Here is a 26,694-nt window from a genome sequence, read left to right on the forward strand (position 1 = left end):
CCGTGACCACCGTCCGTCTTCCCCTCTTCCCGCTGAACTCGGTGCTGTTCCCGGGGCTCGTGCTGCCGCTGAACATCTTCGAGGAGCGCTATCGCGCCATGATGCGCGACCTGCTGAAGACACCCGAGGAGGAACCGCGCCGGTTCGCCGTCGTGGCGATCCGCGACGGCCACGAGGTGGCGCCCAGCGCACCGGGCATGCCCGACCCGACGGCCCAGCCCGACCGGGGCCCGGCGGCGGGCTTCGGCCCCGACCCCCTCAAGTCCTTCCACCGGGTGGGCTGTGTGGCCGACGCGGCGACGATCCGGGAGCGGGCGAACGGCACGTTCGAGGTGCTGGCGACGGGGACGAACCGGGTGCGGTTGCTGTCCGTGGACACCTCGGGGCCGTTCCTGACCGCGGAGCTGGAGGAGCTGTCGGAGGACCCGGGCGACGGGGCGGGCGCGCTGGCCGAGGGGGTGCTGCGGGCCTTCCGCCAGTACCAGAAACGGCTGGCCGGGGCGCGCGAGCGCTCACTGACCGCGGGCATCGAGCTTCCGGACGAGCCGTCCGTCGTCTCCTACCTGGTGGCGGCGGCGCTGATGCACGACACGCCGACCAAGCAGCGTCTCCTCCAGGCCCCCGACACCGCGTCCCGCCTCCGTGACGAGCTGAAACTCCTTCGCGCCGAGACGGCGATCATCCGTAACCTGCCGTCACTGCCCGCGGCGGAGCTGACGCGGACGCCGACGAGCCTGAACTGAGCCGGGGACCTGCGACATGCCGAAGAAGCCGAACAAGAAACAGCAGTCCGCGGGCGGCACCCCGGCGACGGTGGCGCTGACCGCGGCGGGCGTGGACTTCACCGTCCACGCCTACGACCACGACCCCTCCCACCCGTCCTACGGCGAGGAGGCGGCGGAGGCGATGGGCGTGTCCCCGGACCGGGTCTTCAAGACGCTGGTCGCCGACGTGGACGGCACGCTCACGGTGGCGGTGGTCCCGGTGGCGGGCACCCTGGACCTCAAGGCCCTGGCCTCGGCGGTGGGCGGGAAGCGCGCGGCGATGGCGGACCCGGCGCTGGCCGAACGCACGACGGGCTATGTCCGGGGCGGTATCTCGCCGCTCGGTCAGCGCAGGCGGCTCACCACGGTGCTGGACGCGTCGGCGTCGTCCCACGCCACGATCTGCGTCTCGGCCGGCCGGCGCGGCCTGGAGGTCGAACTCGCCCCGGCGTCCCTGGCAGCGCTCACCGGCGCGACCCTGGCGCCGATCGGACGTGCGTGACCCCTCGACGCGGTCGCCGTCCTGGGTTAAGTACGGAAGACATGTCGAAGAAAACCCGAAAACGAAAGTGGCGCACCAAAAAAGGCCGCTCCAACCACGGCCACCGCCCAGCCTGACCCCACCCGCCCCTTTCAGCCCACCCAGCGAGCGCCCACACGCCCGTCAAGCCCCTTTCAGCCCACCCGACGTGACTCCACACGCCCGCAAGCACCCTTCAGCCCGCCGACGTGACCCCACCCGCCTCTTTCAGCCCGCCCAGCGAGCGCCCGCACGCCTCTTTAGCCCGCCCAGCGTGAGCCCACGCGCGTCTTTCAGCCCGTCCGGCGTTTGCGGACGAGGCCGTTCAGGCCGGTGCGGGGGTCCGGGGGCGGCAGCCCCTGGGAGGGGGTCGAAGGGGGCACCCCCCTGGAGGACGGGACGGGTAGGGGCGGCGGGGGCGATGAAACGCTACGCCGGTGGAATCGCGTGCGGACCGTCCTCGTAAGGGAGCTCGGGGTCGCGGGGACCGAACAGCGCCGTCAGCCCCAGGTGCACCAGCAACGCCGCCAGCGACCACGCCAGCAACGCCCCCTTCGCCCCGAGCTTCAGCGGCGCCGAGAACGTCACACCCTTTCCCACGGCCTTGGCATGGGCGATCACGTCCTGCTCCGGCCCCAGCCACATCCCCACCCGCCACGCCAGCAGCGACGCGAGCAGTCCCCCCACACCCAGCGCCACCACCAGCGGCACACCCCCACGCCGCCGCCACAGGAAGACCGCCACCGCGCTCACCGCCCCGAAGGCCAGCGCCAGCAGCGTGAACGTGCCGTCCACACCGGCCGCCTGCTCGCCCTCGGTGTCCTTGAGGTAGACCGCCCAGCCCTTGGCCGACTGGTCCCCGACCAGCGGCACGTGCGGCGCCAGCCACTGCCACAGCAGCCCCAGCAGCACACCGCTGACCGCCAGCACGACCGCGACGACCGCGGCCTCCCGCAGTTCCGTCTTCATCCCGGGACCGTCCTGTCCGTACTCGCCCGACCCGTCCGCGGCCTCCCCGGCAGGCGGCGGCGCCTGCCAGGCCTGGTGCGAGGGCTGGTCGTGCGGCGGCGGAGGCGGCGTCAACGGTGCGGTCACCCTGACATCGTGCCAGGTCGCCCTGCGCGGCGCGTCACCGGACGGCGGCCCTGCGGTACGCCCAGGTCGCGACGGCCAGCGACACCACGCCGACCCCGGCGCACACACCCAGGTCAGCGAGGACGACGGCCCAGTCCGGGTGGGCCCCGAAGGTCCGGGCGTAGGCCTCGACACCGTACGTCGAGGGCAGCAGGTCGCGCGCGAAGCGGATGACCCCCGGCATCCGGTCCGGCGGCAGCACCCCCAGCAGCAGCGCCGCCGACATGCCCAGCTGACCGAGCAGCGTGGCGAGTTCGGGCCGCGGCGCGAGCAGCCCGCAGGCGGCGCCGAGCCCGGCCAGGGCGGCGCCGGCGAGCGGGATCACCGCGACGAGGATCCACAGGTTCCCCAGCGGCAGCCCGAACAGCACACACCCGAAGACCGCCGTCACCAGCGTCCCCGGCACCGTGAAGGAGGCGTACGCGGCGGCGGCCCCGAGCACCACGGAGGCCGGCGGCACCGGCAGCGTCGCGTAGTGGTCGAGCCCGCCGCTCGCCCGCAGCTGCCCGAAGTACTGCGCCAGCAGGTTCAGGGCCACATAGGCGACGACGACCACCGAGGAACCGGCCACCACGGACTGGGCCTCGCCCCGGCTGTCCACCACCCCACGCATCATGATCATGATGCCGACGGACTGGAAGGTCGCGACGAACAGCAGCGGGATACGCGCCACCCGGGCGCGGGACAGCTGCGCCCGGTAGACGGCCGCCAGCGAGGGCCACAGCCGGGCACGCGGCCCCAGCTCCGCCGCCGCGCCACCGCCCGGCGCAGTCCCCTCCACGCCCAGGGCACCGCCCGGCAGGACCTCCGCGGGTACGACACTCACGTCGCGCTGCTCCTCTTCCCAACGGCAACGGCAACCGGGACGGCGTCCACGGCACGTACGGCCGCCGCGCCCTCCCGTACGGGCCCGGCCGTGCCGGCGTTCACTCCCGCGTCCACGTTCACGCCTTCACCAGCCCCTGCCGTGCCGCGCCGCCCAGCGCCAGGTACACGTCCTCCAGGCTCGGCGTGGCGAGGGTGAAGTCGTCGAGCGCGGCGAAGGCGGCCCCGCCGGTCACCGTGGCGACGGCGGCCCGGGCCTCCTCGGGCGCGAGCCGCAGCGTCCAGCGCCGGCCGGACTCGACGGCCCGCTCCCGCAGGACGGCCACCTCGGGCACGTCCAACGGCGCCCGGTCCCGCCACACCAGCTCCACCCGCACCTCGCCGGCGACCCGTTCCTTGAGCCCGGCCGGCGTGTCACAGGCGATGACCCGGCCCTGGTCCAGGACCGCGACCCGGTCGAGGACCGTCTCCGCCTCGATCACGTTGTGGGTGACCAGGACGACGGTCGTGCCCCGTTCGGCACGCCGCCGGTCGACGGCGGCCCACACGGCCCGCCGGGCCACGGGGTCCATCCCGGTCGTGGGCTCGTCCAGCACGAGCAGCGGCCGCTCCCCGACCAGCGCGGCGGCGAAGCAGGCCAGCCGCCGCTGCCCGCCGGAGAGCTTCTTGAGCGCCCGCCCGGCGATCGGCGTCAGACCCAGCTCCTCCAGCACCGCGTCGCGCTCGCCGCGCGCCTGCCGTGCGTCGAGGCCCCGCAGCCGCCCGGTGGTCTCGGCGGCGAGGGAGACGGTCAGTTCGTCGAGGGCGCTGGACTCCTGTCCCAGGTACGCGAGGATCCGCGCGGCCCGCTCCGGGTGCCGCACGATGTCGTGCCCGAGGATCTCGACACCGCCCGAGTCCGGCCGCAGCAGCCCGGTGAGCTGCCGTACGAGGGTCGACTTGCCGGCCCCGTTCGGCCCGAGCAGTCCGAAGATCTCACCGCGCCGGACGTCCAGCTCCACCCCGTCGGTGGCCCGCACCTCGGGCACGCCGGGAGCCCCCCGCCGCCCTTTGACCGCGGCGTAGGTCTTGGTCAGCCCACGCACGGCACACACGACATCACTCTGCTGCCGAAGTGCCCGACCCACGCCCGTACTCACAAGGCACGAGAGTACGGGGTCAACCCCGTTTACTCGCCTTTGGGGCACCTCAGCTCGTGACTCCGCGAGGGACAGCGCCCCGTCAGGGCGCCGGAGGCCGGAGGAGGAACGCCGCGACCAGCCCCCACCCGCCCGCAGCCGGAGTCAGCACCGCAGCCCTCCCCCGTCACTCCGCCGACGCGTGCTCCCCGGCCCCCGCCGGCACGTCGAACTCCCGCCAGAACCCCGCCCGAATGGCGTACCGGTCGTTCTCGTCGATCTGGTCGTCCTTGTGCGCGAGCAGCCCGAACCGGGCCGCGTACCGCAGCAACTCCCCGTCGATCCGGTGCGGGATCCGCGGATACATCCCGGACAGCCGCTGGAGGTGGCTCTGGTCCCCGAGCCGCGAGATCCACCGCCGGGCGAACACCTGCCCGACCTCGTACGGGTCCCCGCCGACGGTCGTGATGTCCTCCTCCCGGTCGGCCCACCGCTGCTCCGCCGTGGTCAGCTGGGCCAGCGTGGGCATGGAGGCCGCCTCCGCCGGCTCCGCGACGACCCCCGGCCGGTCCACCCACCCCTTGTCGGACGACCACCGCAGCGTGGCCGTGGTCGCGGGGTGCACCGGCTGCGCGCCGGGCGCCCGCAGCGCCGCGAGGTCCTTCGGGGTGGGCACCCCCTTCGGGGCCGGCACCCTCTCCTGCGCGCCGTTCTCGGCCACGCTCACCGCGGGCGCGTGCTTCCCCTCCTGGACGCCGGCCTCGGGGGCGGCGGCCAGCGCCGACTCCGGCAGCGGCGCGGAGAGGATCGCGGCGATCTCCGGCCGCGGCACCGGCGCCGGCGCGCAGACCGCGGTCAGTTCCTTGGCCCGGACCGCCTGGGTGATCCACGCCCGGTCCAGGACGCGCCGCTCGTCGGCCTCCGCGACCAGGTCCTCGGACTGGTTGTAGTCGCCGTCGGCGGCCTGCACGGCCCACAGGTGCACGGCGACGCCGTGCTCCTTGGCGGCCATCATGCCCGGCAGCAGATCCCCGTCACCGGTCACCAGCACGATGTCCGAGCAGGCGCGGTTGCGGGCGAGCTCGGTCAGCTCGGCGTGCATGGCCGCGTCCACGCCCTTCTGGGCCCAGCGGCCGTCGCTGCGGGTCAGGGCGCCCAGCCGCACGGTCACCCGGGGCATCACCCGCAGCCTGCGGTGTTCCGGCTGGGGGACGCGGTCGGGGGCGCCGTCGAACCAGTAGATGCGCAGCAGTGGACGCTCGGTTTCGGACTCCGCGCGCTCGCGCAGCGCCTGGATCAGCGCGGCGTGGTCGACGGTGATCCGGGACCGGGAGGGCTCACCGGCGAGGAGACTGGCGGCGGCACCCAGCAGATACCCGGCGTCCACCAGGACGATGCAGCGGTCCACGCGACTCACCCTCTTTCCGGGAGGTTTGCCTTCGGGGCTTCCTTCGAGTCTGCCCGACGGCGCGGGGGTTAACGGCCCGAACTCGATCTTCGGCGTGGCGTTTCGGGGCCTCGCTCTCCGACAAACCCTGTTACGCACGGTAATTATCCGAAATGCGTCTGTTGTCAGCCTATGTGAATCTGAATTCGGCCCCTAGATCCCCCACAGGAGGCAGATCACCATGGCCAAGAACAAGAACCGCAAGCAGGGTGGCTCGCAGAACCGCGCGTCCCAGGCCGAGCAGGCCCACGAGCACGCGCAGCGCACGTCGACGGAGTCCCATGACTCCCCGGTGTCGCACATCCAGGGCAGCCCCGCGGATGTTGCCCGTAAGCAGCAGAAGCGCTTCGGCCACAACTGAGCGGACCGACCCGGTCCCACAGGGCTGTTGCGGCCCAGGCACACAGAAGGGGCGCACCCGATCCGGGTGCGCCCCTTCCGCCATCCGTCTCAGCCGGCCAGGCAGGACGGGCCGAGCAGCACCTTCAGGTCGCCGAACAGCGCCGGATCCGGCTTCACCCGGTGCCGGTCGAGGCGCAGCACCGTCGTCTTGGTCGGACCCTGGAGCTTGATCCGGACCTCGCTGTCGCCCTTGTGGTGGCTGAGGATCTCGCCGAGCCGGCTGACCATCGGCGGGGTGACCCGGGTGGCCGGGATGGTGAGGATCACGGGCGCGTTGGTACCGGCGTTGGAGAGGTCGGGCACCGTCAGCTCCATGCCGACCAGCCGCGGCACGTCCTCGCGCTTGTCGAGGCGGCCCTTGACGAACACCACCGCGTCCTCGACGAGTTGCGTCGAGATCAGCTGGTAGCTCGCCGGGAAGAACATGCACTCGATGGAGCCCGCGAGGTCCTCCACGGTGGCGATCGCCCAGGCGTTGCCCTGCTTGGTCATCTTGCGCTGGAGGCCCGAGATGATGCCGCCGATCGTCACCACGGCGCCGTCGGCGTGCTCGCCGCCGGTCAGCTGGGCGATGCCCGCGTCGGCCTTGTCGGAGAGCACGTGCTCCAGCCCGAAGAGCGGGTGGTCGGAGACGTACAGACCGAGCATCTCGCGCTCCTGGGCGAGCAGATAGGTCTTGTCCCACTCCTCGTCGGTGAAGACGACGTCCAGCCCGAAGCCGGGTTCGTCGCTCTCCTCCTCGCCCATCCCGCCGAACAGGTCGAACTGCCCCTCGGCCTCCTTGCGCTTGACCGCCACCACGTTGTCGATCATCGAGTCGAAGTGCGCGGTGAGGCCCTTGCGGGTGTGCCCCAGGGAGTCGAAGGCGCCCGCCTTGATCAGCGATTCCGTGGTGCGCTTGTTGCAGGCGACCGCCTCGACCTTGTCGAGGTAGTCGGGGAAGGAGCTGTACTTGCCCTTGGCCTTGCGGCTCCGGATGATCGACTCCACCACGTTCGTACCGACGTTGCGGACGGCCTCCAGGCCGAAGAGGATCACGTCGTCGCCCTGCGCGGCGAAGTTGTGCACCGACTCGTTGACGTTCGGCGGGAGCACCTTGATGCCCATGCGCCGGCACTCGTTGAGGTAGACGGCCGACTTGTCCTTGTCGTCCTTGACCGAGGTGAGCAGGCCCGCCATGTACTCGGCGGGGTGGTTCGCCTTCAGATAGGCGGTCCAGTACGAGACCAGGCCGTACGCGGCGGAGTGCGCCTTGTTGAACGCGTACCCGGCGAACGGGACCAGCACGTCCCACAGCGCCTGGATGGCCTCGTCGCTGTAGCCGTTCTTGCGGGCACCGGCCTGGAAGATGGTGAAGTTCTTCGCCAGCTCCTCGGGCTTCTTCTTGCCCATCACGCGGCGCAGGATGTCGGCCTCGCCGAGCGAGTAGCCGGCGATGATCTGGGCGGCCTTCTGCACCTGCTCCTGGTAGACGATCAGGCCGTAGGTGACGGCCAGGACCTCTTCCAGGGGCTCCTCCAGCTCCTTGTGGATCGGGGTGATCTCCTGGAGCTTGTTCTTGCGCAGCGCGTAGTTCGTGTGCGAGTCCATGCCCATCGGGCCCGGACGGTAGAGCGCCGACACGGCGGAGATGTCTTCGAAGTTGTCGGGCTTCATCAGGCGCAGCAGGGAGCGCATGGGGCCGCCGTCGAACTGGAAGACGCCCAGGGTGTCGCCGCGCTGGAGGAGTTCGAAGGTCTTCGGGTCGTCCAGGGGCAGGGACAGCAGGTCGAGGTCGATGCCCTTGTTGGACTTCACCATCTTGACGGCGTCGTCCATGATCGTCAGGTTGCGCAGGCCGAGGAAGTCCATCTTCAGCAGGCCGAGCGACTCGCACTGCGGGTAGTCCCACTGCGTGATGGTCACGCCGTCCGTGTGCCGCACCCAGATCGGGGCGTGGTCGACGATGGGCTCGCTGGACATGATCACGCCGGCCGCGTGCACGCCCATCTGCCGCACCAGGCCCTCGACGCCCTTGGCGGTGTCGATGACCTTCTTCACGTCCGGCTCGTTCTCGTACATCCCGCGGATCTCGCCCGCCTCGTTGTACCGCGGGTGCGAGGGGTTGGTGATGCCGTCGAGGTCGATGCCCTTGCCGAGGACGTCGGCGGGCATCGCCTTGGTGAGGCGGTCACCCATGGCGTACGGGTAGCCCAGCACGCGCGCGGAGTCCTTGATCGCGTTCTTGGCCTTGATCTTGCCGTAGGTGCCGATCATGGCGACCTTGTCGGCGCCGTACTTCTCGGTCACGTACCTGATCACCTCGACGCGCCGACGCTCGTCGAAGTCGATGTCGACATCGGGCATGGAGACGCGCTCGGGGTTCAGGAACCGCTCGAAGATCAGGCCGTGCGGGATCGGGTCGAGGTCGGTGATGCCCATGGCGTACGCGACGATCGAGCCGGCCGCGGAGCCACGGCCGGGGCCCACCGCGATGCCGTTGTTCTTGGCCCACATGATGAAGTCGGCGACGACCAGGAAGTAGCCCGGGAACCCCATCTGGATGATGACGTCCATCTCGTACTCGACCTGCTTCTGCCGGTCCTCCGGGACACCGCCGGGGAAACGGCGGTCCATGCCCCGGCGGACCTCCTCCTTGAACCAGGAGACCTCGGTGTAGCCCTCCGGGATGTCGAACTTGGGCATGAGGTCGCGCTTCTCGAACATGCCCGTGGTGTCGACCATCTCGGCGATCAGGAGGGTGTTGGCGCAGCCCTCCTGCCAGGCGTCCGAGGAGTCGACGGCGTACATCTCCTCGGTGGACTTCAGGTAGTAGCCGGTGCCGTCGAACTTGAAGCGGTCCGGGTCGGAGAGGTTCTTGCCGGTCTGGATGCACAGCAGGGCGTCGTGGGCGGTCGCCTCGTGCGCGTACGTGTAGTGCGAGTCGTTGGTCACCAGCGGCGGGATGCCGAGCTTCTTGCCGATCTCCAGGAGGCCGTCGCGGACCCGGTGCTCGATCTCGATGCCGTGGTCCATCAGCTCCAGGAAGTAGCGGTCCTTGCCGAAGATGTCCTGGTAGTCGGCGGCCGCCTTCAGTGCCTCGTCGTACTGGCCGAGCCGCAGCCGGGTCTGGAGCTCGCCGGAGGGGCAGCCGGTGGAGGCGACGATCCCCTCGGACCACTGGGAGATGGTCTCCTTGTCCATCCGGGGCCACTTCTGCAGCCAGCCCTCGGCGTAGGCGTCGGAGGAGAGCTTGAAGAGGTTGTGCAGGCCGGTCTTGTTCACCGCCCACATAGTCTTGTGGGTGTAACCACCGGAACCGGAGACGTCGTCCCGCTTCTGGTGCGGCTGGCCCCACTGGATCTTGCGCTTGTTGCGCCGGGACTCGGGGGCGACGTACGCCTCGATCCCGATGATCGGGGTGACCCCGGCCTTCTGCGCGCTGTGGAAGAAGTCGTACGCCCCGTGCAGGTTGCCGTGGTCGGACATGGCGATGTGCGTCATGCCCATCTCGTTGCAGGCGTTGAACATGTCCTTCAGCCGCGCGGCACCGTCCAGCAGCGAGTACTGGGTGTGGACGTGCAGGTGCGTGAAGGGCGGCTTCGACACGGTTTCTGCCTCCAAAAGGAACAGGCGTCTACGATCTTCCGACCGGCTGCGGACAGTCTGGGGGGACAGCGTCGAAGTCTATGCCCCGGGACTGACACGAGCCGGGCACTCCCACGTACCTTCGAGCGTTGGGTACGGCAGATACGGCTGTCGTACACGTCATGCACCAGGAGGCACCCAGCGATGTCGGTCCACCCGCTCAACGACGAGCAGCGCGGCGAGGAGATCCTCGCCGTTTTCGACACCGCCTTCGGCGAGCTCCTGGCCGCCGACCCAGCCGCGTTCCGCGTGAAGTTCCGGAAGATGGCGGCCTCGGCCTTCGCCTTCTACCGCGGTACGGCGGGGCTCTTCTACCACGACCTGGACACCGACCGGCGCGGCGGCCCCTACCTGGACGAGCGCACCTCGCGCGTGTGGATCCACGGCGATCTGCACGCGGAGAACTTCGGCACGTACATGGACTCCAACGGCCGCCTGGTCTTCAACGTCAACGACTTCGACGAGGCCTACGTCGGCCCCTTCACCTGGGACCTGAAGCGCTTCGCCGCCTCCATAGCGCTGATCGGGTACGCGAAGGCGCTCAGCGACGAGCAGATCACCGACCTGGTCGAGGTGTACGCGGCCGCCTACCGCGAGCGGATCCGCGCGCTGGCCACCGGCGCCAAGAGCGACGAGGTGCCGCCGTTCACCCTGGACACCGCCGAGGGCCCGCTGCTCGGCGCCCTGCGCGCGGCCCGCTCGCTGACCCGTTTCGAGCTGCTGGACTCGATGACGGAGATCCGGGACTACGAGCGCCGCTTCGCCTCCGGCGGCGGCTCCATCGAGCTGGACGCGGCCACCCGCTACAAGGTCCTCGCGGCCTTCGACGGCTACCTGGAGACCCTCCCGGAGGCGTCCCTGTCCCGCCCGGACTCCTACCGCGTGAAGGACGTGGTCGGCCGTCGCGGCATCGGCATCGGCTCGGCCGGCCTGCCCTCGTACAACATCCTCCTGGAGGGCTCCACGGACGCCCTGGAGAACGACGTGGTGATCTACATCAAGCAGGCCCAGACCCCGGCCGTCTCCCGGCACGTCACGGACCAGGCGATCCGGGACTACTTCCGGCACGAGGGCCACCGCACGGTCATCTCCCAGCGCGCCCTGCAGGCGCACGCCGACCCGTGGCTGGGCTGGACCGAGCTGGACGGCGCGGGGCAGCTGGTCGCCGAGGTGTCCCCGTACGCGGTGGACCTGGACTGGAGCGACCTCGACGACCCGGAGGAGATCGCGGCGGTCGTCGCGGACCTCGGCCGGGCCACGGCGTCCATGCACTCGGCGGCCGACGACCAGTCCGGCGAATCCCTGGTGCCGTTCTCCACCGAGCGCGCCATCGACGCCGCGATCGCCGCCGACGAGGACGGCTTCGCCCCCCTGCTGACCGACTTCGCCCACACCTACGGCGCCCGAGCCCGCGCCGACCACCAGACCTTCGTCGACCTCTTCCGCAACGGCCGCATTCCAGGGCTGTAACCTTCGCGGATTCACAGGGCCCTTTTAGGGGTCCCCTACATGACTACGTGACAGACTCTCCACCGCTATGGACATATCCGGGACCCAGCTCAGAGCCGTGCGCGCGGCGCTGTTCACGGCGTTCGTCGTGACGCTCAGCACCGCGTCGCACGTGCTGCTGTCCCGGGCCCCGCTGCCGGTCACCACGGTGGGCGCGGTCGCCGCCGGGGTGTTCTGCACGGCGTACGCGCTGGCGGGCCGCGAGCGCGGGTTCGGCCGGATCGCCGCCCTGCTGATCCCGCTGGAGCTGGCCGCGGACACGGTGTTCACCACCGGCCAGCACGCCTGTTACGGCCGGGCCGGCGGCCCCATCGCCGGCCCGCTGCGCGCCGTCGGCTTCGACGTGCTGTGTCACGGCGGCACGGTGGGCACCCCGCTGGCGCAGATGGCCGGCGGCTCCCGCGCCTCCGCGGTCCTCGCGCACGCCGACCCCGCCGCCGCCTGGCTGCTGCTCGCCGCGCACGTCTGTGTGGGCCTGCTCGCCGCCGCCTGGCTGCGCCGGGGCGAGCGTGCCCTGACCCAGCTGCTGCGCGCGGTCGCCGCCACCACCTTCCGCCCGCTGCTCCTCGCGGTCGCCGCGGGCGCGGTCCGGCTGGCTCCGGTACGACGGCTGCCGCGTCCGGCGCCGCGGACGGCCGCCGCCCGCGAGCTGGTCCTCGTGCACTCCCTGGGACGGCGTGGACCGCCGTGCTCCGGGGCGCTCGCGCTGCCTTTCTCCTGCGCCTGAGCGCCCCTGCCTCCCGAGCACGCCCTCTCGTCCGAGCACGACGAGTCCCCCACACGTATCCCGCGTACGACATGTGCGCGTCGTCTATGGAGATCACCAACATGAGCAAGCGGAACAGCGCGGCTGCCAAGACCGCGGCCCGGGAGCGGCTGCGCGTCGAGCGCGAGAAGCAGGCCAAGCGCGCGAAGGTCAAGCGGCAGGTCATCGTGGCCTGCTCGGTCGTGGCCGTGCTGGCCGCGGCGGGCGGCATAGGTTACGCGGTCGTCCAGTCGAACAAGCCCAGTCACTGGGAGGCCGTGAAGGACGAGAAGGTCGTCGCCCCGGCCAACACCACGGGCACCAACGGCACCACCGTCGTCATCGGCAAGGCGAGCGCCAAGAAGACCCTCAAGGTCTACGAGGACCCGCGCTGCCCGATCTGCGCCCAGTTCGAGCAGACCGTCGGCCCGACGGTGAAGAAGGACATCGACGACGGCAAGTACAAGATCCAGTACATCGGCGGCACGTTCCTCGACGGCGACTCGCTCGGCAAGGGCAAGATCGGCTCGCGCGGCGAGGGCTCCAAGAGCGCCATGGCCGCCATGGGCGCCGCGCTGAACGTCAGCGACGAGGCCTTCCTGGAGTACAAGACCGCGCTGTACTCGAAGAAGTGGCACCCGGACGAGACCACCGACAAGTTCAAGAACGACAGCTACCTCATCGAGGTCGCCGACACCGTCCCGGCCCTGAAGAACAACAAGTCCTTCCAGGCGGACGTCAAGTCGGGCAAGTACGACGCCTGGGCGCTGGCCATGTCGAAGACCTGGGACACCAACAAGGACGGCGTGACGGGCACCCCGAGCTTCGTCATGAACGGCAAGATCCTGACGGCGGACTCCAGCGGCAACCCGCCGATGACGGTCGAGTCCTTCAACTCCCTGGTGGACGCGGCCCTCAAGGCCTGAGACCGGCCTGACACGGGCGGAATCTCCCGCTCCGCGTGAAGAGCAGGCGAACTTTCCCCGGTTCGCCTGCTCTTGGTCGTACCGGTCAGTAACCTCTCCGGACGTGACCAGTCGATACAGAGCAACAACTCAGGCCTCCGAGGGTGCCGAATCCCTCGCCCCCCGCCGCCGTACGGTCGTCAAGGCCGCGGCGGCGACCGCTGTTCTGGCCGCCCCGCTCGTCGCCGCGCTGCCGGCCCGGGCCGCCTCGGACACCCCGGCCTTCCTGCACGGCACCGCCTCCGGCGACCCGCTGCCCGACGGCATCCTGCTGTGGACCCGGGTGACCCCGGCCGCCGACGCCGTACCCGGCTCCGGGATCGGCCCGGACACCGAGGTCAGCTGGATCGTCGCCACCGACCGGGCGCTGACGAACGTCGTCTCCCGCGGCTCCGTCACCGCGACCGCCGGTTCCGACCACACCGTCAAGGCCGACGTCCGCGGCCTGGCCCCGGCCACCGACTACTGGTTCCGGTTCTCGGCCGGCGGCACGGACTCCCCGGTGGCCCGCACCCGCACCGCCCCGGCGGCCGACGCCACCGTCACCGGTCTGCGCTTCGGCGTGGTCTCCTGCGCCAACTGGGAGGCCGGCTACTTCGCCTCGTACCGCCACCTGGCCGCCCGGGGCGACCTGGACGCCTGGCTGCACCTGGGCGACTACATCTACGAGTACGGCACCGGCGAGTACGGCACCCGCGACACCGTGGTCCGGCAACACGCGCCCACCCACGAGATCCTCACGCTCGCCGACTACCGCATACGGCACGGCAAGTACAAGACCGACCCCGATCTGCAGGCCCTGCACGCCAAGGCGCCGGTCATCGCGATCTGGGACGACCACGAGTTCGCCAACGACTCCTGGTCCGGGGGCGCCGAGAACCACACCGAGGGCGCCGAGGGCACCTGGGCGGCCCGTCAGGCCGCCGCCAAGCAGGCCTACTTCGAGTGGATGCCGGTCCGCCCGGCCATCGCCGGCACCACCTACCGCCGGCTGCGCTTCGGCAAGCTCGCCGACCTCTCCCTGCTCGACCTGCGCTCCTTCCGCTCCCAGCAGGTGTCCACGGGCAGCGGCTCGGTCGACGACCCGGACCGCACCATCACCGGCCGGGCCCAGCTCGACTGGCTGAAGGCCGGTCTGAAGGCCTCCGACACCACCTGGCGGCTGGTCGGCAACTCGGTGATGATCTCGCCGTTCGCCATCGGCTCGCTCTCCGCCGACCTGCTCAAGCCGCTCGCCAAGCTGCTGGGTCTGCCCCAGGACGGCCTCGCCCTCAACACCGACCAGTGGGACGGCTACACCGACGACCGCCGCGAGCTGCTGGCCCACCTGCGCTCCAACGCGATCGGCAACACGGTGTTCCTCACCGGCGACATCCACATGGCGTGGGCCAACGACGTGCCGGTGGACGCCGGGACCTATCCGCTGTCCGCCTCCGCCGCCACCGAGTTCGTGGTCACCTCGGTGACCTCGGACAACCTGGACGACCTCCTCAAGGTCTCCCCCGGCGCCGTCTCCACGCTCGCCGCGCCGGTCATCCAGCTGGCCAACCGGCACGTCCACTGGGTCGACACCGACCGGCACGGCTACGGCATCCTGGACATCACCCCCGCCCGGGCGCAGATGGACTACTACGTCCTCTCCGACAAGACGAAGGCCGACGCGACCTCGTCCTGGGAGCGGTCGTACCGCACCCGCAGCGGTACCCAGAAGGTCGAGCGCACCTACGACCCGGTGTAGGCCCGCCTACAGCGAGTCGAGGAAGCCGAGCGCCACCCGCCAGGTGGCCTCGGCGGCCTCCTCGTCGTAGTCCGGCAGCCCGGGATCGGTGTAGAGGTGCCCGGCGCCCACGTACCGGTGGATCTCCACGTCGGCGCCGACCCGGCCCATCTGCAGATACCAGGCGCTCAGCCAGTCGTCCGGCTCGAAGGCGTCCGGCTCGGCCACGTGCAGCTGTACCGGGAGGCCGTCCACCGTGGCGTTGGCCGCGATGTCCGACGTGCCGTGCAGAAGCAGCAGCCCACGGGCCCGCTCGTCGCCCAGTGCCAGCGTCTGCGCGACCGCCGCGCCCAGCGAGAACCCGGCGTACACCAGACCGCGCTCCGAGTACGGCGCCGCCGCCAGCACGGCCCGCTTCAGCAGTTCCTCCTTGCCGATCGACTCGTTGAACTCCCTGCCCTCCTCGACGGTGTCGAACGTGCGCCCCTCGAAGAGGTCCGGCGTCCACACCTCGTGCCCGGCGGCACGCAGCCGGTCCGCCGCGTCGCGCACCGCGGGCCTGAGGCCGTAGGTCGAGTGAAAGAGCATGATGTTCATGCGCCCATGGTGCCAGCCGCCGCCGACAGCCCCGTCCCACCGCGGTCGGACCGGCCTCGCACCAGGCTCGGACCGGCCTCGTGACCGGGCTCGCACCGGGCTCGTGACCGGGTCCCACCGACCGGTGCCGGCCATGCAGTGACGTCCTTCTCACCGTCCAACATGTTCAGGACCCCGTAGATCCGGTTACGTTCGGAGCCATGGAGATGGAGAACGTACTCCGCCCGCTGATCGTGGTCGGCGGCGCCGTCGTCCTCACCCTGCTGATCGGCTGGGCGACCGACCTACTGCTGCGCAAGGCTGACGCGCGGCACAGCGAGACACCGCTGTGGGGACTGCTGCGCCGTGGCCGTGTCCCCTACCAGCTGGTGCTGTGCTCGGCCATGCTCAGAGGTTCCTACGACCAGGCCGAGGTGCTCCTGGGGCACCGGGGGGCCGTGGGACAGATACTGAGCCTGGTGCTGATCGGGTCGACCGCCTGGCTGGTGGTGCGCATAGCGGCCGCGGTCGTGGAGACCTCGTACTCGCGCTACGCCCGCGTCCACCACGACGCGGCCCGGGTGCGCCGGGTGCGCACCCAGGTGTCGCTGATCATGCGCGTGGTGACGGCGATCGTCGGTGTGGTGGCCGCGGCGGCGATGCTGCTGACCTTCCCGGCGATGCGCGCGGCCGGCGCCTCGCTGCTGGCCTCCGCCGGAATCGTCGGCATCGTCGCCGGTGTGGCGGCGCAGTCCACCCTGAGCAACATGTTCGCGGGGCTGCAGATCGCCTTCGGTGACATGGTGCGCATCGGTGACACGGTCGTGGTCGACGGCGAGTGGGGCACGGTCGAGGAGATCACCCTCACCTTTCTGACGGTACGGACCTGGGACGAGCGCCGGATCACGATGCCGGTGTCGTACTTCACCTCCAAACCCTTCGAGAACTGGTCGCGGGGCACCCCGGAGATGACCGGGATCGTCTACTGGCACCTCGACCACTCGGCGCCGATCGAGGCGATGCGGGACCGGCTCCGGGACATCCTGCGCGAGTGCCCTGCCTGGGACGGGCGGGCCTACGGCCTGGTGGTCACCGACTCCACGCCCAACACCATCCAGGTGCGCGCCCTGGTGACCGCCAAGGACTCCGACGACGTCTGGACGGCCCGGGTCGCCGTCCGCGAGCAGATGATCACCTGGCTGGCCGCCGAGCACCCGTACGCCCTGCCCCGGGTCAACACGGCCGACGCGGTCCTGCCGCCGGGCGGGATCATCCCCACCCAGGACGGCGTGACCCAGGGCCACCGGCTGCACCACCGCACCGCCCCGGTCGCCGCCGACCCCACCCCGCGCCCCGGCCGCTGACCGCGCCCCGCGTCCAGGCCGCTGACCGCGCTCTCGGCCCGGTCAGTGGCCGCGCTCGGCGCCGCCGTTGACCTGGACGATCTGGGAGGTGATGTGGCCGGCGACGGGGGACGCCAGCCAGTGCAGGGTGGCGGCGACGTCACCCGGTACGCCGGCCCGCCCGGTCGACGTCTCGGCGACGAGCCGCTCCCGCCGTGCCTCCTCGACGGGGCCGCCGAAGAACTCGGTGTCCTCGACGTACCCGGGCGCGACCACGTTCACGGTCACCCCGCGCGGCCCCAGCTCTCTGGCCAGGTCGTGGGCGTAGGGGTGCAGGGCCGCCTTGGCCGCGGCGTACGAACCGGTGCCCGAGCCCCGGAACGCCGCGATGGAGCTGAGGAACAGCACCCGCCCGCCCGGGTCGGCGAGCCGGTCCTTCAGGGCCTCGGTGAGCAGCACCGCGGACAGCGTGTTCTGCCGGAAGTTGCCGCTCCAGACGCGGGCGACGGCATCGAGCGGATCACCGGCCCCGGCGTCGGGCGCGAACGCCGCGTTCCCTCCGGCACTGTGGACCAGCACGTCCACGGTTCCGAACTCCTCGGCGACGAACCGCGCCACGCCGCGTACGTCGGCCGGGTCGGTCAGGTCGGCGGCCCGCACGACCGCACCCGGCACTCCCGCCTTCTCCAGCACCTCTCTGCGCCGCCCGAGCAGCAGCACCCGATCCCCGTCGGCCGCGAACACCCGCGCCGCCGCCAGTCCGATACCTGTTCCTCCACCACTGATCACAATGTTCCGAGCCATGATCCGAGACTACGAGCGGGAGGCCGACGCTGCCTTCGGATATCCACAGCCGCCATACGTTTGTATGACTGGCGCCATGTGCGCAGGCGAGCGGCGCGCAGGCGGGCGCTGCCTCGGGGCGGGCCGGAGGTCAGCGCAGGCTCCGGACGTCCAGGTGGCGTAGCACCCGGTCGACGATCTCCGGGTCCGCCCCCGGCTCGCTGCGTGCCGCCAGCACCTCGTGGCGCGCCGCGCTCAGCATCTCCGACTGGATCCGCCGGACCCGCTTGAGCCGCCGCACCCGCCTGTCGTGGCCCTCCCGCCGCTCGTCCTCCGCCACGTCGGGACTGATCCGGAACCCGATCTCGAAGGCGCGCCGCAGCATCTGCTCGGAGAGTTCCTCCGGCAGCTCCTCGACCTGCTCGATCTCCCTCAGCCGCCGCCGTGCCGCCTTCGCCGCCCGCAGCGCCAGCTCCTTCTCGATCTCCTTCTCGTGCTCGGTGTCGGCCCGCACTCCCAGCCGCTTCACCAGCCACGGCAGCGTCAGCCCCTGGAGCACCAGCGTCGCCATGATCACCCCGAAGGCGATGAAGACGATCTCGTCCCGGTCGGGGAAGGGAGACCCGTCGTCGGTCCTCAGCGGAATGGCCAGCGCCAGCGCCACGGACGCCACCCCGCGCATCCCGGACCACCACATCACGACCGTCTCCCGCCAGCTGGTCGGGATCTCCTCGTCGTAGTCCCGCCGGGCGTGCAGCCGCTTGGTCAGCCAGGTCGCCGGCAGCAGCCAGAGCAGCCGTACGACGACGACCACGCCCACGACGGCGGCCGCCCAGCCGAGCAGTTCGCCCCAGCGGCCGGACGCCGTACGGATCGCGTTGTGCAGCTCCAGGCCGATCAGCCCGAACGCCACGCCGGTGACGAGCGTGTCGACGATGTCCCAGAAGGTGTATCCGGCGAGCCGGGTCATCACGTCGTCGGCGTCGGTGGCGTACTCGGCGATGAACAGCGCGGTGGTGAGCACCGCGAGCACCCCGGAGCCGTGCAGTTCCTCGGCGACGACGTAGGAGACGTACGGGACGAGCAGGGTCAGGCCGATCTGGAGCGTCGCGTCGCCGAGCACGTCCATCAGCTTGTTCGCGCCCCAGCCGAGCGCCAGTCCCACGGCGACCGCGACGACGGCGGACAGCAGGAAGTCCAGCCCGGCCCGCCAGGGCGAGAACGTCCCGCTGATCACGGCGGCGATCGCCACGTGGTAGAGCACGATGGCCGTGACGTCGTTGAAGAGTCCCTCGCCCTCCAGGATGGACACCAGCCGGCGCGGCAGCCCGAGCTGCCCGGCGACGGCGGTCGCGGCGACCGGGTCGGGCGGGGCGACCAGCGCGCCCAGCGCGACCGCCGCGGCGATCGGCAGTCCGGGCACGATGGCGCTCGCGACGGCCGCCACGCACAGCGTGGTGAGGAACACCAGGGCCACCGCGAGCAGGAAGATCGGCCGTTTGTTGGCCGCGAACTGCCGCCAGGAGGTGCGCCGGACGGCGGCGTAGAGCAGCGGCGGCAGCAGGCCGGGCAGGATCAGCTCGGGCGGGATGTTCACGTTCGGCACGAAGTCGGCGACCGCGAGGACGATCCCGAACAGTGTCATCAGCACGGGTGCCGGCAGGCCCAGCCGGTCCCCGACCGGGACGCTCACCAGGGCCCCGAGCAGCAGCACGAACAACAGGGCCAGCTGATCCACGGCTTGCGCTCCGGGAGTCGACGATCACACGGCAGGCCTCAAGCCTGCCATGTCGCCCCCGAAGCCCGCCTACAGCGCGCGGCGCATCCCCTGGTGCGGAATGCCCGCCTCCTCGTACTCCGGGCCGTACGGCAGGTACCCCAGCCGTTCGTAGAAGCCCAGTGCGTGGGTCTGCGCGTGCAGGTCGACCGCGGTCAGGCCACGCGCGCGTGCGGCCTCCTCGATGGCCCGGACCAGGGCCACGCCGACGCCGAGGCCACGGGCCCGCGCGTGGACCGCGAGCCGGCCCAGGGAGCCGAGGGACGGGTCCCCGCCGGTCTTCTCCGCGGCCGTCTCGCCGTACAGCAGCCTGCCGGTGCCGAGCGGTAGGCCGTCCGCGTCGACCGCCAGCACGTGCAGGGCCGTGGCGTCGTGGGCGTCGTACTCCAGGTCCTGCGGTACGCCCTGTTCGACGACGAAGACCTGCTTGCGCACCGCGAAGCACGCCTCCAGGTCGGCGGGGTCCTCGGCGACCCGCACCTGGTAGCCGCGGGTGCTCATCCGTACGTCTCCTCACGGACCTGCTCCAGCGCCTTCTGCAGGTCGGCCGGGTAGTCGCTGGCGAACTCGGCCCACTCGCCGTCCCCGGGGTGCTCGAAGCCGAGGCGGACCGCGTGCAGCCACTGGCGGGTCAGGTGCAGCCGCTTGGCGAGGGTCGGGTCGGCGCCGTAGGTGAGGTCGCCGACGCAGGGGTGGCGGTGGGCGGCCATGTGGACGCGGATCTGGTGGGTGCGGCCGGTCTCCAGCTTCACGTCGAGCAGGGAGGCCGCGCGGAACGCCTCGATGAGGTCGTAGTGGGTCACCGAGGGCTTGCCGTCGGCCGTGACCGCCCACTTGTAGTCGTGCTGGGGGTGGCGGCCGATGGGGGCGTCGATGGTGCCGCTGGTCGGGTCGGGGTGGCCCTGCACCAGCGTGTGGTAGCGCTTGTCCACCGTGCGCTCCTTGAACTGGCGCTTCAGGGACGTGTAGGCCCGCTCCGACTTGGCGACCACCATCAGGCCCGAGGTGCCGACGTCGAGGCGGTGCACGATGCCCTGGCGCTCGGCGGCGCCGGAGGTGGAGATCCGGTAGCCGGCCGCCGCCAGACCGCCGATCACGGTCGGCCCCGTCCAGCCGGGAGAGGGGTGCGCGGCCACGCCGACGGGCTTGACGATCACGACCACGTCGTCGTCGTCGTGCACGATCTCCATGCCCTCGACGGGTTCCGCGACGATCTGCACGGGCGCGGGCGCCCCCGGCATCTCGACCTCCAGCCAGGCCCCGCCGCGCACCCGCTCGGACTTGCCGACCACCGAGCCGTCCACCTGGACCTTGCCCGCCGCGGCCAGTTCGGCCGCCTTGGTGCGGGAGAAGCCGAACATGCGGGAGATGGCGGCGTCGACGCGCTCGCCCTCCAGGCCGTCGGGCACGGGCAGGGTACGGATCTCGGGAAGCGTGCTCACCCGTCGAGTATGCCGGACCGCACCGACAGCCTCGTACGCAAGCCCGTACGGCACGCCCCGGCCCCGGTCGGTCCTAGTGCCCCGGCCGGTCCTTGTGCACCGGCCGGTCCTTGTGCACCGGTCGGTCCTTGTGCACCGGTCAGTCCTTGTGCACGGTCCCGTCCGGGTCCAGGCCCCGGAAGGACAGCAGCACGATCAGGACGCCGCCGCAGACGATCGCCGAGTCGGCCAGGTTGAACACCGCGAAGCCCCTGGGTGCGATGAAGTCCACGACCTGGCCCTCGAAGACCCCCGGCGAGCGGAAGATCCGGTCGGTGAGGTTGCCGAGCGCGCCGCCCAGCAGCAGGCCCAGGGCGACCGCCCAGGGGAAGCTGTAGAGCTTGCGGGCCAGGCGGAAGATGACGACGATCACGGCCGCCGCGATCAGGGTGAAGATGATCGTGAAGGCACCGCCGAACCCGAAGGCGGCGCCCGGGTTGCGGATCGCGTGGAACTCCAGCCAGTCGCCGATGACCTCGATCGGCGCGTGGTGCTCCAGCTTGGCGACCACGATCATCTTGCTGACCAGGTCGATGGCGTACGCGAAGGCGGCCACCGCGAACAGCACGGCGATCCGGCGCCCGCGCCCGGGCCGTCGTCCGTCCGGGGCCGGCTGCTGATCCGGGCCGGCCGGGCCGGGCGTCGCCGTCCGCTCGCCGCCGTCGTCCGGGGTGTCCGGCGTACCGATGATGCGCTCCGCCTCTGCCACGTGAGTCCCTCAACCTAGGTGCCTGCCTCGGGACGAGACTACGGCACGCCCCACGCGCCCCCCGTGCTCAGTAGCGGCGTTCCTGCTTCTGCTTGCACTCCACGCACAGGGTGGCCCTCGGGAAGGCCTGCATCCGGGCCTTCCCGATGGGGTTCCCGCAGTTCTCGCAGAGTCCGTAGGTACCGGCGTCCAGCTTCTGCAGGGCCAGCTCGGTCTGTTCGAGCATCTCGCGCGCGTTGGCGGCCAGCGCCAGCTCGTGCTCGCGCGTGATGTTCTTGGTGCCGGTGTCGGCGTCGTCGTCACCGGCGCCGTCCCCGGAGTCCCGCATCAGGCCGGCCAGGGCGCTCTCGGAGGCCTCGATCTCGGCGCGCAGCCGCACCGCCTCGGTCATCAGCTCCGTGCGCGCCTCGGCGACCTCCTCGGGCGTCCAGGGGTCCTCGCCCGGACGCACCGCGAGCTCGCCCGGCGCCGCCGTGGCGACCCGGGCCTTGGGAACGGCGGTCTCCGCCGCAGTGGCCGTGCCAGGGGTCTTCTTCGCAACCACCGTCGTGGCTCCCGTCTGCTTCGCGGCCCGCGCCGCGCCCGCTTTCTTGGCCGTGCTCTTCTTGGCCGTGCTCTTCGCCGCGGTCTTCGTCGCCGCGGTCCTGGACGCGCCCCTCCCCGACTTCCCCGACTTCTCCGCGACGTGCTCGGCCGCGGCCGGTTTCTCAGCCGCCGTCTCAGCCGCCTTCACGGCCGTCCGGTCCGCCGCGTCCTTGCCGGAAGCCTTCCCGGCCGTCGCCTTCTTCACCGGCGTCTTCCTCGCGGCCGTCTTCTTCGCGGCCGTCTTCCTGGCGGGGCTCTTCCCACCCGGCTCGGAGGCGGTCGCGCCTGTGGACCGGCCGGACGCCGACTGCTGAACGGCGGTCTTCTTCGCCACCATGGCCGCGGCCCCTTCACATATTGTGATCTTGCACGCGAATCGTGCTGGGACGATAAATCGACTCGAGTCCCGCGGCAACGGGGCACGCCGCCCGATCCGCCTGCCCCGCACCCCCCACGCAGCAGGTATGCATCCGTTGTGCCCAGCTCCCCACCGGGTAATCCGCCGAGCCGGACATCCCAGGATGCGAACACGCGTACCAGACCATTCGGGTCATCCCGGCGGGCGCGCGGGCGCGCGCGGGCAGGGCCCCTAAATCGGGTCGGCCGCTGTCCGTGCGGCGCCGTACACTGGGCGGAGCGAGAAGCGTGGATGGGGACGAGTAGCGGCGTACGCAGCCCAGAGCGACCCGGGGACGGTGGGAGCCCGGGGGCCGGCGCGACGTGAAGATCACCCCGGAGCCGCCGGAAGAAAGCCGCAGCTGGGAAGCGGTGGCGAGTAGAACCGGTTTCGCGACCCCAATGAGGGGGCTCACCGGCGCGTACGGCGTCCGGCGGGCCAAGGAGGGTGGTACCGCGGGAGCGCGCCGCACACGGCGTCCGCAAGACAAGGCTCTCGTCCCTCCGACGGAAGGCAGCAAGTCCGTTGGAGGAAGCTCGCAGATGACAGCGCCGACGTACCGCCAGGTGCCCGCCCAGGTCGACCTGCCCGCCCTCGAGCACGCCGTGCTCGACTTCTGGCGCGAGCAGAAGATCTTCGCCAAGACCCTGGAGCAGTCCGAGGGCCGCCCTGAGTGGGTGTTCTACGAGGGCCCGCCCACCGCCAACGGCATGCCCGGCGCGCACCACATCGAGGCGCGCGTCTTCAAGGACGTCTTCCCCCGCTTCCGCACCATGCGCGGCTACCACGTGGCCCGCAAGGCGGGCTGGGACTGCCACGGCCTGCCCGTGGAGCTGGCGGTCGAGAAGGAACTCGGCTTCAGCGGCAAGCAGGACATCGAGGCGTACGGCATCGCCGAGTTCAACGCCAAGTGCCGTGAGTCGGTGACCCGCCACACCGACGCCTTCGAGGCGCTGACGACCCGCATGGGGTACTGGACCGACCTCGACGACGCCTACCGCACGATGGACCCCGAGTACGTCGAGTCGGTCTGGTGGTCGCTGAAGACGATCTTCGACAAGGGCCTGCTGGTCCAGGACCACCGCGTCGCCCCCTGGTGCCCGCGCTGCGGCACCGGCCTGTCCGACCACGAGCTGGCGCAGGGCTACGAGACGGTCGTCGACCCCTCCGTGTACGTCCGTTTCCCGCTCACCTCCGGTCCGCTCGCCGGCCAGGCCGCGCTCCTGGTGTGGACGACCACCCCGTGGACCCTGGTGTCCAACACGGCGGTCGCCGCGCACCCCGAGGTCACCTACGTCGTCGCCACCGACGGCGAGGAGCGGCTCGTCGTCGCCGAGCCGCTGGTCGCCAAGGCGCTCGGCGAGGGCTGGGAGACCACGGGCCAGACCTTCACCGGCGCCGAGATGGAGCGCTGGACGTATCAACGTCCGTTCGAGCTCGTGGAGTTCCCGGAACCGGCGCACTACGTCGTGAACGCGGAGTACGTCACCACCGAGGACGGCACGGGTCTGGTCCACCAGTCCCCCGCCTTCGGTGAGGACGACCTCAAGGTGTGCCGCGCCTACGGCCTGCCGGTGGTGAACCCGGTCCGCCCGGACGGCACCTTCGAGGAGGACGTGCCGCTGGTCGGCGGCGTCTTCTTCAAGAAGGCCGACGAGAAACTCACCGAGGACCTGGCGCAGCGCGGCCTCCTCTTCAAGCACCTGCCGTACGAACACAGCTACCCGCACTGCTGGCGCTGCCACACCGCGCTGCTCTACTACGCGCAGCCGTCCTGGTACATCCGCACCACGGCCGTCAAGGACCGCCTGCTGCAGGAGAACGAGAACACCAACTGGTTCCCGGACACGGTCAAGCACGGCCGGTACGGCGACTGGCTGAACAACAACATCGACTGGGCGCTGTCCCGCAACCGCTACTGGGGCACCCCGCTGCCGATCTGGCGCTGCGCGGACGACCACCTCACCGTGGTCGGCTCCCGCGCGGAGCTCACGGAGCTGACCGGCACCGACCAGTCGGAACTGGACCCGCACCGCCCGTTCATCGACGACGTCACCTTCGCGTGCCCCCAGTGCGCGAAGACGGCCACGCGCGTGCCGGAGGTCATCGACGCCTGGTACGACTCGGGTTCGATGCCGTTCGCGCAGTGGGGCTACCCGCACAAGAACAAGGAGCTGTTCGAGAGCCGCTACCCGGCGCAGTTCATCTCCGAGGCCATCGACCAGACGCGCGGCTGGTTCTACACGCTGATGGCGGTCGGCACGCTGGTCTTCGACAAGTCCAGCTACGAGAACGTGGTCTGCCTCGGCCACATCCTCGCCGAGGACGGCCGCAAGATGTCCAAGCACCTGGGCAACACCCTGGAGCCGATCCCGCTGATGGACCGGCACGGGGCGGACGCGGTGCGGTGGTTCATGGCGGCCGGCGGCTCGCCGTGGGCGGCCCGCCGGGTGGGCCACGGCACCATCCAGGAGGTCGTCCGCAAGACCCTGCTGACGTACTGGAACACGGTGGCCTTCCAGGCGCTGTACGCCCGTACGTCGAACTGGGCGCCGTCCGCGGCGGACCCGGCCCCGGCCGACCGTCCGCTCCTGGACCGCTGGCTGCTGTCCGAACTGCACGCCCTCACCGACCAGGTGACGCAGGCGCTGGAGGCGTACGACACCCAGCGGGCCGGCAAGCTGCTGTCCGCGTTCGTCGACGACCTGTCGAACTGGTACGTCCGCCGGTCACGCCGCCGCTTCTGGCAGGGCGACAAGGCCGCGCTGCGCACGCTGCACGAGGTCGTGGAGACCGTCACCAAGCTGATGGCCCCGCTGACCCCGTTCATCACCGAGCGGGTGTGGCAGGACCTGGTGGCGCCGGTGACCCCGGGCGCCCCGGAGTCGGTGCACCTGGCGTCCTGGCCGGAGGCGGACCTGTCCGCGATCGACCCGGAGCTGTCGAAGCAGATGGTGCTGGTACGACGGCTGGTGGAGCTCGGCCGGGCCACGCGCGCGGAGTCGGGCGTGAAGACCCGGCAGCCGCTGTCCCGGGCGCTGGTCGCGGCGGTCGGCTTCGACGCGCTCGACCGGGAACTGCACGCGCAGATCACCGACGAGCTGAACGTCTCGTCGCTGGCGTCGCTGTCCGAGGTGGGCGGCTCGCTGGTGGACACCACGGCCAAAGCCAACTTCCGGGCGCTCGGCAAGCGGTTCGGCAAGCGGGTGCAGGAGGTCGCCAAGGCGGTCGCCGCGGCGGACGCGGCCGCGCTGTCGCTGGCGCTGCGCGAGGGCACGGCGTCGGTGGAGGTCGAGGGCGAGACCGTGACGCTCGCCCCGGACGAGGTGATCATCACGGAGACGCCTCGTGAGGGCTGGTCGGTGGCGTCGGACTCCGGTGCGACCGTCGCGCTCGATCTGGAGATCACGGAGGAACTGCGGCAGGCGGGCCTCGCGCGGGACGCGATCCGGCTGATCCAGGAGGCGCGCAAGAACAGCGGGCTGGACGTGGCCGACCGGATCTCGCTCCGGTGGGTCTCGACGGACCCGGCGGTGATCGCGGCGCTGGCGGAGCACGCTGCGTTGATCGCCGACGAGGTGTTGGCGACCGACTTCTCGCAGGGCGAGGGGGATGACGGATACGGCGCTTCCTTCACCGACGAGGGGCTCTCGCTGACGTTCCGCCTGCGCAAGGCGTAGCCGCCGGCCTGTCCGAGCCGCGCAGGGCGTAGCCGCCGGCCAGTCCGAGAAGGGGCCCGGTCTCCACGGAGGGGACCGGGCCCCCTCTCATGCGCGGGTCGGAACAGGTCTCGTGCGCGGTTCCCCGCGCCCCTTTCAAGCACCCCCCTCTCACGCCTGCGCGTCGGAGTGCTTGCTGTGCGCGGTTCCCCGCGCCCCTATAAACGCTCTCCCCCTCACGCCTGCGCGTCGGAGTGCTTGCCGTGCGCGGTTCCCCGCGCCCCTATAAACGCCCTCCCTCTCACACCTGCGCGTCGGAGTGCTTGCCGTGCGCGGTTCCCCGCGCCCCTATAAACGCCCTCCCCCTCACGCCTGCGCGTCGGAGTGCTTGCCGTGCGCGGTTCCCCGCGCCCCTATAAGCGCCCTCCCTCTCACGCCTGCGCGTCGGAGTGCTTGCCGTGCGCGGTTCCTCGCGCCCCTTCAAACGCCCGCCCTTCTTGCGCCTTCGGGTTGGGGTGCTTGTCGTGCGTTGGTTTCCGTGCGTCTGGTGGGGGCTGGGTGCAACGCGCGTAAAAAGGGCGGGGCCCCGGATCGGAATCCGGGGCCCCGCC

The 26,694-nt window shown here is 71.2% G+C and carries 21 protein-coding genes; 9 read left to right on the forward strand and 12 right to left on the reverse strand.

The features are described from left to right. Window positions 1–2: 2 nt before the first annotated feature. Together MB828_RS46090 and ybaK are read left to right on the forward strand one after the other, a co-directional pair. Window positions 3–743 (forward strand): LON peptidase substrate-binding domain-containing protein, encoded by a 741-nt coding sequence (locus tag MB828_RS46090; protein WP_133028289.1) that lies wholly within the window; start codon window positions 3–5, stop codon window positions 741–743. Between the two features lie 16 nt (window positions 744–759). Beyond that, window positions 760–1,266, forward strand: coding sequence for a Cys-tRNA(Pro) deacylase (ybaK, locus tag MB828_RS46095; RefSeq protein WP_301653367.1), 507 nt, complete (start codon window positions 760–762; stop codon window positions 1,264–1,266). 447 nt (window positions 1,267–1,713) lie between these two features. Here the strand turns inward: ybaK and MB828_RS46100 are convergent, their stop codons facing one another. From MB828_RS46100 to MB828_RS46115, 4 genes are all read right to left on the reverse strand, one after another. Further along, on the reverse strand, window positions 1,714–2,379 hold the full coding sequence (locus tag MB828_RS46100; RefSeq protein ID WP_133028287.1) for a DUF2567 domain-containing protein: 666 nt from the start codon (window positions 2,377–2,379) through the stop codon (window positions 1,714–1,716). Window positions 2,380–2,413: 34 nt separating this feature from the next. Further along, window positions 2,414–3,244: an ABC transporter permease gene (locus MB828_RS46105; protein ID WP_301653368.1), complete on the reverse strand. Its 831-nt coding sequence runs from the start codon at window positions 3,242–3,244 to the stop codon at window positions 2,414–2,416. Window positions 3,245–3,362: 118 nt separating this feature from the next. Further along, window positions 3,363–4,337, reverse strand: coding sequence for an ABC transporter ATP-binding protein (locus MB828_RS46110; RefSeq protein ID WP_046729553.1), 975 nt, complete (start codon window positions 4,335–4,337; stop codon window positions 3,363–3,365). A 211-nt stretch (window positions 4,338–4,548) separates the two neighbouring features. Then, on the reverse strand, window positions 4,549–5,769 hold the full coding sequence (locus MB828_RS46115; protein WP_301653369.1) for an NYN domain-containing protein: 1,221 nt from the start codon (window positions 5,767–5,769) through the stop codon (window positions 4,549–4,551). 220 nt (window positions 5,770–5,989) lie between these two features. Between MB828_RS46115 and MB828_RS46120 the strand changes: the two genes are divergently transcribed. Next, complete coding sequence (locus tag MB828_RS46120; protein WP_046729551.1) at window positions 5,990–6,169, forward strand: hypothetical protein; 180 nt, start codon at window positions 5,990–5,992, stop codon at window positions 6,167–6,169. Window positions 6,170–6,258: 89 nt separating this feature from the next. Here MB828_RS46120 and dnaE read toward each other — a convergent pair whose 3' ends face one another. Next, a complete protein-coding gene (gene dnaE, locus MB828_RS46125; protein WP_301653370.1) occupies window positions 6,259–9,798 on the reverse strand; it encodes a DNA polymerase III subunit alpha in 3,540 nt (1,179 codons plus the stop codon). Between the two features lie 183 nt (window positions 9,799–9,981). Here dnaE and MB828_RS46130 point away from each other — a divergent pair, with 183 nt between their 5' ends. From MB828_RS46130 to MB828_RS46145, 4 genes are all read left to right on the forward strand, one after another. Then, on the forward strand, window positions 9,982–11,307 hold the full coding sequence (locus MB828_RS46130; protein ID WP_133028282.1) for a DUF2252 domain-containing protein: 1,326 nt from the start codon (window positions 9,982–9,984) through the stop codon (window positions 11,305–11,307). 67 nt (window positions 11,308–11,374) lie between these two features. Then, entirely contained in the window at window positions 11,375–12,073 is a 699-nt protein-coding gene (locus MB828_RS46135) for a hypothetical protein (protein ID WP_301653371.1), read from the forward strand. 101 nt (window positions 12,074–12,174) lie between these two features. Next, complete coding sequence (locus MB828_RS46140; protein ID WP_301653372.1) at window positions 12,175–13,017, forward strand: thioredoxin domain-containing protein; 843 nt, start codon at window positions 12,175–12,177, stop codon at window positions 13,015–13,017. 103 nt (window positions 13,018–13,120) lie between these two features. After that, complete coding sequence (locus MB828_RS46145) at window positions 13,121–14,794, forward strand: alkaline phosphatase D family protein (RefSeq protein ID WP_301653373.1); 1,674 nt, start codon at window positions 13,121–13,123, stop codon at window positions 14,792–14,794. A 6-nt stretch (window positions 14,795–14,800) separates the two neighbouring features. Here MB828_RS46145 and MB828_RS46150 read toward each other — a convergent pair whose 3' ends face one another. Next, window positions 14,801–15,370, reverse strand: a complete 570-nt coding sequence (locus MB828_RS46150; protein ID WP_301653374.1) for a dienelactone hydrolase family protein — start codon at window positions 15,368–15,370, stop codon at window positions 14,801–14,803. 206 nt (window positions 15,371–15,576) lie between these two features. Between MB828_RS46150 and MB828_RS46155 the strand changes: the two genes are divergently transcribed. Further along, window positions 15,577–16,713 carry a mechanosensitive ion channel family protein gene (locus MB828_RS46155; protein WP_301653435.1) on the forward strand — a complete coding sequence of 379 codons (1,137 nt, stop codon included), beginning with the start codon at window positions 15,577–15,579 and terminating at the stop codon, window positions 16,711–16,713. A 42-nt stretch (window positions 16,714–16,755) separates the two neighbouring features. On the opposite strand, the gene MB828_RS46160 is transcribed toward MB828_RS46155, so the two are convergent. The 6 genes from MB828_RS46160 to MB828_RS46185 form a co-directional block, all read right to left on the reverse strand. After that, complete coding sequence (locus MB828_RS46160; RefSeq protein ID WP_301653375.1) at window positions 16,756–17,496, reverse strand: SDR family NAD(P)-dependent oxidoreductase; 741 nt, start codon at window positions 17,494–17,496, stop codon at window positions 16,756–16,758. Window positions 17,497–17,626: 130 nt separating this feature from the next. Then, the gene (locus MB828_RS46165) at window positions 17,627–19,213 is read right to left on the reverse strand and encodes a Na+/H+ antiporter (protein WP_133028276.1); all 1,587 of its coding nucleotides are present in this window, start codon (window positions 19,211–19,213) and stop codon (window positions 17,627–17,629) included. 69 nt (window positions 19,214–19,282) lie between these two features. Further along, window positions 19,283–19,753, reverse strand: a complete 471-nt coding sequence (locus tag MB828_RS46170) for a GNAT family N-acetyltransferase (RefSeq protein WP_301653376.1) — start codon at window positions 19,751–19,753, stop codon at window positions 19,283–19,285. Continuing rightward, window positions 19,750–20,694 carry an RluA family pseudouridine synthase gene (locus tag MB828_RS46175; protein WP_133028274.1) on the reverse strand — a complete coding sequence of 315 codons (945 nt, stop codon included), beginning with the start codon at window positions 20,692–20,694 and terminating at the stop codon, window positions 19,750–19,752. Before MB828_RS46175 ends, MB828_RS46170 begins: the two co-directional genes overlap by 4 nt. Before the next feature lie 139 nt (window positions 20,695–20,833). After that, the gene (gene lspA, locus MB828_RS46180) at window positions 20,834–21,442 is read right to left on the reverse strand and encodes a signal peptidase II (protein ID WP_301653377.1); all 609 of its coding nucleotides are present in this window, start codon (window positions 21,440–21,442) and stop codon (window positions 20,834–20,836) included. A gap of 67 nt (window positions 21,443–21,509) precedes the next feature. Further along, window positions 21,510–22,364: a TraR/DksA C4-type zinc finger protein gene (locus tag MB828_RS46185; RefSeq protein ID WP_301653378.1), complete on the reverse strand. Its 855-nt coding sequence runs from the start codon at window positions 22,362–22,364 to the stop codon at window positions 21,510–21,512. Window positions 22,365–22,966: 602 nt separating this feature from the next. Between MB828_RS46185 and ileS the strand changes: the two genes are divergently transcribed. Continuing rightward, window positions 22,967–26,104 carry an isoleucine--tRNA ligase gene (gene ileS / locus MB828_RS46190; RefSeq protein WP_301653379.1) on the forward strand — a complete coding sequence of 1,046 codons (3,138 nt, stop codon included), beginning with the start codon at window positions 22,967–22,969 and terminating at the stop codon, window positions 26,102–26,104. Window positions 26,105–26,694 lie beyond the last annotated feature (590 nt).

Source organism: Streptomyces arenae (assembly GCF_022343545.1).
Lineage (GTDB): Bacteria > Actinomycetota > Actinomycetes > Streptomycetales > Streptomycetaceae > Streptomyces > Streptomyces humi.

Coding starts and splice junctions, on each gene's coding strand:
- MB828_RS46130 (WP_133028282.1), top strand. CDS start 9,982: ATGTCGGTCCACCCGCTCAACGACGAGCAGCGCGGCGAGGAGATCCTC.
- ileS (WP_301653379.1), top strand. CDS start 22,967: ATGACAGCGCCGACGTACCGCCAGGTGCCCGCCCAGGTCGACCTGCCC.
- MB828_RS46135 (WP_301653371.1), top strand. CDS start 11,375: ATGGACATATCCGGGACCCAGCTCAGAGCCGTGCGCGCGGCGCTGTTC.
- MB828_RS46170 (WP_301653376.1), bottom strand. CDS start 19,753: ATGAGCACCCGCGGCTACCAGGTGCGGGTCGCCGAGGACCCCGCCGAC.
- ybaK (WP_301653367.1), top strand. CDS start 760: ATGCCGAAGAAGCCGAACAAGAAACAGCAGTCCGCGGGCGGCACCCCG.
- MB828_RS46185 (WP_301653378.1), bottom strand. CDS start 22,364: ATGGTGGCGAAGAAGACCGCCGTTCAGCAGTCGGCGTCCGGCCGGTCC.
- MB828_RS46150 (WP_301653374.1), bottom strand. CDS start 15,370: ATGAACATCATGCTCTTTCACTCGACCTACGGCCTCAGGCCCGCGGTG.
- MB828_RS46140 (WP_301653372.1), top strand. CDS start 12,175: ATGAGCAAGCGGAACAGCGCGGCTGCCAAGACCGCGGCCCGGGAGCGG.
- MB828_RS46120 (WP_046729551.1), top strand. CDS start 5,990: ATGGCCAAGAACAAGAACCGCAAGCAGGGTGGCTCGCAGAACCGCGCG.
- MB828_RS46155 (WP_301653435.1), top strand. CDS start 15,577: ATGGAGAACGTACTCCGCCCGCTGATCGTGGTCGGCGGCGCCGTCGTC.
- MB828_RS46160 (WP_301653375.1), bottom strand. CDS start 17,496: ATGGCTCGGAACATTGTGATCAGTGGTGGAGGAACAGGTATCGGACTG.